We start from the raw sequence: 6929 nt of genomic DNA, 5'->3' as shown, positions 1-6929 counted from the left end.
CCCATCGAATAACCGACCGGGACGAACGTATCAACGCCCAGCGCATCGGCGAGCGCGGCGACGTCGTCGGCGCAGTCCTCGAGCAGGAACCGCGGCGTGGAAATGCCCTGACCGTGCCAGCGCTGATCGAATACCACCACGCGCCCAAATTCGCGCATCATCTCCAGCGCTGGATACCACATCATCAGTCCGGTACAGGCGAGCCCATGCAGAAGCATGAACGTCGGTGCGCCGGCGACCGGCCCGGAGTCGACCACGTAGGTGCAACCGCGGCCCGGCAATTCCACCGTGCGGCCGCTCGGCACCTGGCCGACCCGAGCGAACCCGGGCAGCCGAGGCGGTTGCAGCGGTAAGCCGAGCAGGCGATAGCCGGCCATACCGCCATTACAGCACGACAACGCGCGATTGGCGGTTAGTCCGCTGGACGGGAGCCGGCCGCCACCTCATCGGCGTACTCGTCGTAGTAAGGCACGTAGCCGTCGTCACGATTTTCCAGCACGTACAGCGGATCGCCGACGTCGGATGCGTAGCCCTGGTCGCGGAGATCGCTCTTCTTGCTTTTGAATGTCGAAGTGTGCTCCAGCGAATCGACTACCCGCACGAACAGCGGGCGAGCGTAGCTCGGCAGGCCCTCTGAGACCGTGTTGGCCAACGACGCGCCGTCGAACTGCTTGCCTTCATGCAGCACCACGGCGGCCATCCCGGCCCGCCCGTCGGCGCCGGGAACCTCGACGCCGAACACCGTGGCGGCTTCGATATTCGGGTCAGCAAGCAAGGCGGCCTCGACGTCGGTAGTAGCGACGTTTTCACCCTTCCATCGGAAGGTGTCACCGAGCCGATCGACAAACGCGGCGTGCCGCCAGCCCTGCGGCCGCATCAAATCTCCGGTGTTGAACCACACGTCGCCGTTGCGGAAAGCGTTGCGCACTAGCTTCTTTTCACTGGCTTCGGCATCGGTGTAGCCTTCGAACGGCTGAATGCTGGTGACCTTGCTCAACAAGAGTCCCGGTTTGCCGCCGCGCACCTTGCGAACTCGGCCGCGCGAATCACGAACTGGCTCACCGGTTTCGGTGTCGTACTCGACGAAGGCCACCGGCGTCGGGCACATCCCGGCGGTCTTGGGAATGTTGAACACGTTGACGAACCCGGTGTTGCCCTCGCTGGCTCCGTAGAACTCGAAGACCCGCGGAATATTGAACCGGTGGGTGAACTCGTCCCAGATGTCGGCGCGTAACCCGTTTCCGGCGATCACGCGCACTTTGTGTTTGCGGTCGGTGTCCTTCTCCGGTTGGTTGAGCAGATAGCGGCAGACCTCGCCGATGTAGACAAACGCCGTGGCGTCATACCCGATCACCTCATCCCAAAACCGCGACGCCGAAAACGACCGGCCCAAGGCGAGCGTGGCACCGGCACCGACCACCGCCGACAACGCGACCGTCAGCGCATTGTTGTGATACAGCGGGAGACAGCAGTAAAGCGTGTCGCTGGTCTTCAACCGCATGCCGAACGCGCCGGATCCACCCAGTGCCCACAGCCACCGGAAGTGCGTCATCACACTGGCTTTGGGCGCGCCAGTGGTCCCGGACGTGAAGATGTAAAAGGCGCTGTCCTTGGCCCGCACCGACGATGTCGCTGCCGGATTGTCGGCGGGTGCATCGGCGGCCAGCCGGTCGAGTTCATCGACGGAAATCATGTCTGCGACCTGGGCGCCGGATTCCTTGACGGCAGTGAGCAAGTCATCGCTGCCGATTAACGCCCTGGCGTTCAGCAGCTCGACGCTGTGGGCGAGCACCTGGTCGCGCTGGTGGTAGTTCAGCATGCCGGCGATCGCGCCCAGCTTCACCGCCGCGAGCATCAACAGCACCATGCGCGGCGAGTTTTTTAGCACGATGCCCACAACGTCGCCTCGTCCGACACCGCGTTTGGCAAGCACGGCCGCATAGCGGTTGACCGTCTCGTTGGCCTGGCGATAGGTCCAGCTTTCGTCATCGAAGCGTATGAACACCTGATCGCCGTGGCGTGCCGCACGGTCTTGGAAGACCTTGCCGATCGAGGTCTTGACCGATCGATGGGCTATGAAGCCGGTCAGCGCCCCGCGCAGGATGACGGGCGCATCCTTCAGCAGACCGGGTAGTCCGGCGGCGATATCGGTCAGACCGACGGTGTCGTCAGCCATGGCTACACGTTCCGCGCACGATCAGAATCGGCCGAGTGCCGGTACACCAGTCCTGCCCCGCGTTCGAGCACCGGGGCCAATAACACTGACGCAAGTTCCCCGGGCAAGGTCCAGCGGGGCTGAACCTTGCGCGGCCGTTCGATGATCGCCTTCGCGACGACGTCTGCGGCCTCGTCTGGCTGCATCCCGGGCATCCTGCGCAGGCTGGGCGTGGGCTCACTCATCCGGGTGTGGATCAACCCCATATACACCGACGTGACGTCGACGCCGTCGGCGTGGAGCTCGGGTGCGACGCTGCGCAACCACATGTCGAATGCGCCCTTGGATGCTAGGTAAGTTCCCCACCGCGGAGTTGGCAGCATCCGGACACCGATGCTGGAAACATTCACGATGTGACCGGACCCCCGCTCCCGCATTGCCGGCAGTAGTCCGAGCAGCAGTCGGATCGGCCCGAGGTAGTTTGTCTCGATCGTGCGCTCAAAGTCTTGCGGCCGGTCGTATTGCAGCTCCAGTGATCGGCGAATCGACTTGGCGGCGTTGCTCACAACGATGTCGATCGGCCCGTGCTTCTCAGTCACATGGTCGGCCAGCGCAGTGGTCCGCGCTTCATCGGTCAAATCGGTCGGGTAGGCGATCGCGCGCCCGCCAGCGGCAGATATCGACGCGACAATCTCGTCGAGCTTGTCAGCGGAGCGCGCGACAAGTAGGACGGTTGCCCCGGCGGCGGCGAGTTTGCGGGCGGTAGCCTCACCCAGGCCGTATGAGGCGCCAGTCACCAGCACACACTTGCCGGACACCGCACTCCGCAGCCTGCCTTGATCTGACACTCGTGGCGGGCTCACGACCGTATTGACTACCTTGCCGACAAAACTCATTGCGACCAGGTGTACCCGTTTCTGCGCGATGTTCCTCTGCCCATGGCGGCGCTAGACTCGACGGGTGGCGAAAGCCGCAAACCCTCGCGAAGCGGTGCCCCCCGCGCCGTCCGCTAAATCTTTCGCGCCGGTCGTCAAGGCCCTGGCGCCGTTGCGTCGCGTTATACAGCCCAAGGTCTACGGCATCGAGAATGTGCCCAAACGTGGCGCGCTGCTGGTGGGCAACCACACCTTGTACGCGGTGTTCGACATGCTGTTGTGGACTGCGGAGTTGATTGACCGCGGGATCGTGGTGCGCGGGCTCGGCGAGCACGTCCTCTTCAAGGTGCCAGGTAGCCGCGAACTCATGAAAGCCGCCGGTATCGTCCCGGGGACCCGACCCAACACGCGTGAACTTATGCGCCGCGGCGACTTAATCCTGGTCTTTCCAGGTGGGGCCCGCGAGGTCGCCAAACGCAAAGGCGAACGCTATCAACTGATCTGGAAGAACCGTCTCGGGTTCGCAAAGATGGCAATCGAAGGCCGCTACCCGATTAGCCCGTTTGCCTCCCTGGGCATCGAAGACGCGTTGGACATTGTGTTGGACAACGACAATCCGCTGATGGTTCCGTTGCGCAAACTTTGCGAGAAGCTGCTGAACGTTGAACCACTGCCGATCGTGCGGGGCATCGGACTGACACCCGTACCCCGACCCGAGCGGTTGTACTTCTGGTTCGGTGAACCGATCTACACCCAGCAATATGAAGGTGTCGCTGACGAGGCCAATGCGCGGGAACTAAGGGCCCGCACCGCAGCTTCGATCGAGGGTGGGCTCAACTTTCTGTTCGACGAACGCGAGAATGACCCGGAGCGGTCGCTGCTCCAACGCCTTAACCCGTGGAGTTCTGAAGAGGACTGATCATCGAGGGCCGAATTCGGGAAAGGCCGCTGCGGTAAGGGGATTGAGTGCCTGATTCGCCGCTCGCGTCAGAAGGGCAGGCCGAAACCGGTCGCCAGATCAGCGCCAGCGTTGGCGGCGATGTCAAAGCCCAAGAGCTGATCGATGATCTTGCCGACGACGTCGGCGGGGAGGGCGCCGAACAACAGGGAATCGTCGTATTGGAAGGCCGTCGAAACCGTATCGAGTTGGTTGATGCTTGATGTGGGGTCGGCGGCAAAGGCCTCAGCAGCCACGAGGAAGGCATCGCTGCTTTGTGCAAGCTGCTGATCCGGACCATTAAATAAGACATCGCCCAAGCCCGACAAGAAGCTGTTGTCAGACGACAACAGCGGCGTTTGAATCGCCTCGAACTGGCTGGTTAAGTCTGGAAGGCTGGCTGGGATGCCTGATGCTCCCCCAGAGACCTGGCTCAACACGTTGAGGGCGTCGGTCAAATTCGTCTCCGCTGAATTCAACAGCCCGATATCCGTTGCCAGGGACCCGTCATCGGCGTGAGCGGCGGGTGCGCCGGTCATATTCAGCAAGACGGTTGCCACGCCGGCTGCGACCGCCACACCCCACCGACGGGCCTGGCTTGTGGTGCAGTTGTGGCTGTTCATGGGACTCTCCGATCTCGGGGTCGCTGCAGCCCACTCGAAAATGGCTGAGCGCGGCGCCTTGACCGCACGACCAGGGAACTCGCAACGGACTTTATCGAGACGGGAAAAGACCTGCCAGATTTTCTAAATTTGGCATTAGATAAATGATCTAGCGGCATCGCATCTGGGGTTCGAGCACGTCTCGAGTGATCGGCGCACACTGGAGGGGTGTCGACGTTTCATCGGCGGTAAGGCGCCCGCAGCCGCCGACAAGTACCGACGGGTCTTGCCGAGGCGGAAGTGGAGGACATGATGATCATCTTTTACGCAGTGGCCGCAGTGTTCGGCCTTGGTGCACTCTGGCTGGGCACATGTGTTCGGGTCGTCAAGCAATTCGAACGAGGCGTCATCTTTCGTTTCGGACGGGTGCAAACCGCTATCCGTGGACCGGGGCTCGCGTTGCTGATGCCAATCGCCGATCGCCTCCAGAGGGTGAATATGCAGATCATCACGATGCCGGTGCCCGCACAGGACGGCATCACCCGCGACAACGTGACCGTGCGGGTGGATGCCGTCATCTATGTCAGCGTCGCGGATCCGGTGCGTGTGGTTGTCGGCGTAGAGAACTATGTATCCGCTATTGGCCAGGTCGCGCAGACATCGCTGCGTTCGATCATCGGCAAAAGCGACCTGGACGACCTCCTCAGCAACCGCGAGGGCCTCAATCAGGGCCTGGAGTTGATGATCGACAGCCCCGCGGCGAGCTGGGGTGTTCACATCGACCGCGTGGAAATCAAGGACGTAGTACTTCCGGATTCGATGAAGCGGTCGATCGCGCGCCAAGCCGAGGCGGAGCGTGAGCGGCGGGCTCGGGTGATCACCGCAGACGGCGAACTGCAGGCGTCCGAAAAACTGGCCCTAGCGGCCGAGGCGATGACCGTACACCCGGCTGCGCTTCAGTTGCGGCTCTTGGAAACCGTGGTCGAGGTCGCCGCGGAGAAGAACTCCACCCTGGTGCTTCCCTTCCCCGTCGAACTGCTCCGGTTCCTGGAACGAGCAACACCGGAAGCATCCGGGAGCGGTGACAAAGCCGCTACGCCCTCGACCTCGGCCGCGGCTTCGAAGAGCGAGATGCCGAAGCTGGACCCGCCACAGGTCCCCGACGACGCCAGCGGTCTGGACGTCGACACACACGTCGCGGGTCCGTATTCCGGCTGATCGAATTACTCTCTGGCCCAACAAATCTCACGGAACCGTTGGGTGGCTAGGTCGCAGCGTGGCCAGCCCGCGCAGCAGCGCGTCGTGAGGCTTCTGTGTGCTCGGCGGCGGTGACGACCACGGCGTCGGACCCGGGGTACACCGTCGCCTCGTGCCCGGTCACCAGCCAACGCACCACGTATGGCGGAGAGCCGTCTTGAGAGCGCACCTCGATGATCTCAGCATGTTGATCATGCCGTTCGGTGGTGGTGCCCTTGACCACCAGGTAGTCGCCGACATTCGCCTTCATCGCCCGCTCCGTTCCCGTCGTGGTGGCGCCCTGGCCCCTCCATCCTGCGCGCGTTGGTCACTTAGCGGAAGGGTGATTAGCTACTGCAGCTTCCGGCACCGCAGACCCTTGAGCGATCCAAGTTAGGTAAAGCTGGGATTGACCGGTGCCGATGGCCGGAGAATTCTGGGGTCATGAGTTCGGAACATGTAACAGAGCAGGTGCCGCTGGCCGAGATCCAGGAGGGTGACACGATCCAAGATCCCGGGTCCGGTCAGTGGTTCACCGTCACCCGAACGGCGGACGGCACAACGAGTGTCACCCACGAGGACTCAGACGGCGACCATATGGTCATCGAGGGGTATCGCCTTTACTACGGCGACGAACGAGAAGGTGAGCAAGTCGATTCCCGGTGCGTCATCGATTCCCGGTCCACCAAAGGCCTAGTCACCCGCCAGGTGCGAGAGTAAGCATTTACGGACCCGCGAAGTCACCGACGGCGATCATCTTGTTGCCGTCCCAGGCGATTGCGAAGCCGGCGGCGGTGAATCCGCAGTCGAGGATGACCGCTCGGTGTACAGGACTTTGCATCCACCAGTCAAGTGCTGCGCTCGGAGTCGCACGGGATCCGGTGCCCCAGTAGATGATCTCACCCGTGTAGCCGGGCCTGGTCGAGCCTGCGTCCGCGATCCGCGTCAGCGGTGAAGAGCCGTCCGAACCGATATGGCCGCCGCCCACACCGCTATTCACCATGTCGTCGGCCTGCCGTTGCGCCGCTGCCGTCAAACGCGGGTCGTCGCGGATCACGCCGCACGTCTGGCGAAGCTGGTTGACGCCGCTGTAGATCGCGGCCGCCAAATCGTCGGCGCGCGCA

The 6929-nt window shown here is 62.8% G+C and carries 9 protein-coding genes; 3 read left to right on the top strand and 6 right to left on the bottom strand.

What is annotated here, in order from left to right; translation table 11 throughout:
• From WB785_RS12610 to WB785_RS12600, 3 genes are all read right to left on the bottom strand, one after another.
• On the bottom strand, positions 1–377 hold a 377-nt coding region (locus WB785_RS12610; protein WP_424079587.1), incomplete at its 3' end, for an alpha/beta fold hydrolase.
• 35 nt (positions 378–412) lie between these two features.
• Complete coding sequence (gene fadD6 / locus WB785_RS12605; protein WP_424079585.1) at positions 413–2176, bottom strand: long-chain-acyl-CoA synthetase FadD6; 1764 nt, start codon at positions 2174–2176, stop codon at positions 413–415.
• Positions 2177–2178: 2 nt separating this feature from the next.
• Entirely contained in the window at positions 2179–3051 is an 873-nt protein-coding gene (locus WB785_RS12600; protein WP_424079583.1) for an SDR family NAD(P)-dependent oxidoreductase, read from the bottom strand.
• 64 nt (positions 3052–3115) lie between these two features.
• Here WB785_RS12600 and WB785_RS12595 point away from each other — a divergent pair, with 64 nt between their 5' ends.
• Positions 3116–3949: a lysophospholipid acyltransferase family protein gene (locus tag WB785_RS12595; protein ID WP_424079581.1), complete on the top strand. Its 834-nt coding sequence runs from the start codon at positions 3116–3118 to the stop codon at positions 3947–3949.
• A gap of 68 nt (positions 3950–4017) precedes the next feature.
• Here WB785_RS12595 and WB785_RS12590 read toward each other — a convergent pair whose 3' ends face one another.
• Complete coding sequence (locus tag WB785_RS12590) at positions 4018–4545, bottom strand: hypothetical protein (protein ID WP_424079579.1); 528 nt, start codon at positions 4543–4545, stop codon at positions 4018–4020.
• 336 nt (positions 4546–4881) lie between these two features.
• Here WB785_RS12590 and WB785_RS12585 point away from each other — a divergent pair, with 336 nt between their 5' ends.
• Positions 4882–5787, top strand: a complete 906-nt coding sequence (locus WB785_RS12585) for an SPFH domain-containing protein (protein WP_424079588.1) — start codon at positions 4882–4884, stop codon at positions 5785–5787.
• Between the two features lie 46 nt (positions 5788–5833).
• Here WB785_RS12585 and WB785_RS12580 read toward each other — a convergent pair whose 3' ends face one another.
• Positions 5834–6076, bottom strand: a complete 243-nt coding sequence (locus WB785_RS12580; protein WP_424079578.1) for a DUF1918 domain-containing protein — start codon at positions 6074–6076, stop codon at positions 5834–5836.
• 173 nt (positions 6077–6249) lie between these two features.
• On the opposite strand from WB785_RS12580, the gene WB785_RS12575 reads away from it, so the two are divergent.
• Positions 6250–6525 carry a hypothetical protein gene (locus WB785_RS12575; protein WP_424079576.1) on the top strand — a complete coding sequence of 92 codons (276 nt, stop codon included), beginning with the start codon at positions 6250–6252 and terminating at the stop codon, positions 6523–6525.
• A 4-nt stretch (positions 6526–6529) separates the two neighbouring features.
• Here WB785_RS12575 and WB785_RS12570 read toward each other — a convergent pair.
• A partial coding sequence (locus tag WB785_RS12570) for a CAP domain-containing protein (RefSeq protein ID WP_424079575.1) occupies positions 6530–6929 on the bottom strand: 400 nt, incomplete at its 5' end.

This window comes from Mycobacterium sp. (genome assembly GCF_049585075.1).
GTDB lineage: Bacteria > Actinomycetota > Actinomycetes > Mycobacteriales > Mycobacteriaceae > Mycobacterium.
The sequence above is the reverse complement of the archived record's forward strand: the minus strand, read 5'-3'. Positions and strand labels throughout refer to the sequence as shown.

What these genes read in the sequence shown, in the direction of transcription:
- fadD6 (WP_424079585.1), bottom strand. Translation starts at nt 2,176, where the DNA reads ATGGCTGACGACACCGTCGGTCTGACCGATATCGCCGCCGGACTACCC.
- WB785_RS12600 (WP_424079583.1), bottom strand. Translation starts at nt 3,051, where the DNA reads ATGAGTTTTGTCGGCAAGGTAGTCAATACGGTCGTGAGCCCGCCACGA.
- WB785_RS12585 (WP_424079588.1), top strand. Translation starts at nt 4,882, where the DNA reads ATGATCATCTTTTACGCAGTGGCCGCAGTGTTCGGCCTTGGTGCACTC.
- WB785_RS12580 (WP_424079578.1), bottom strand. Translation starts at nt 6,076, where the DNA reads ATGAAGGCGAATGTCGGCGACTACCTGGTGGTCAAGGGCACCACCACC.
- WB785_RS12575 (WP_424079576.1), top strand. Translation starts at nt 6,250, where the DNA reads ATGAGTTCGGAACATGTAACAGAGCAGGTGCCGCTGGCCGAGATCCAG.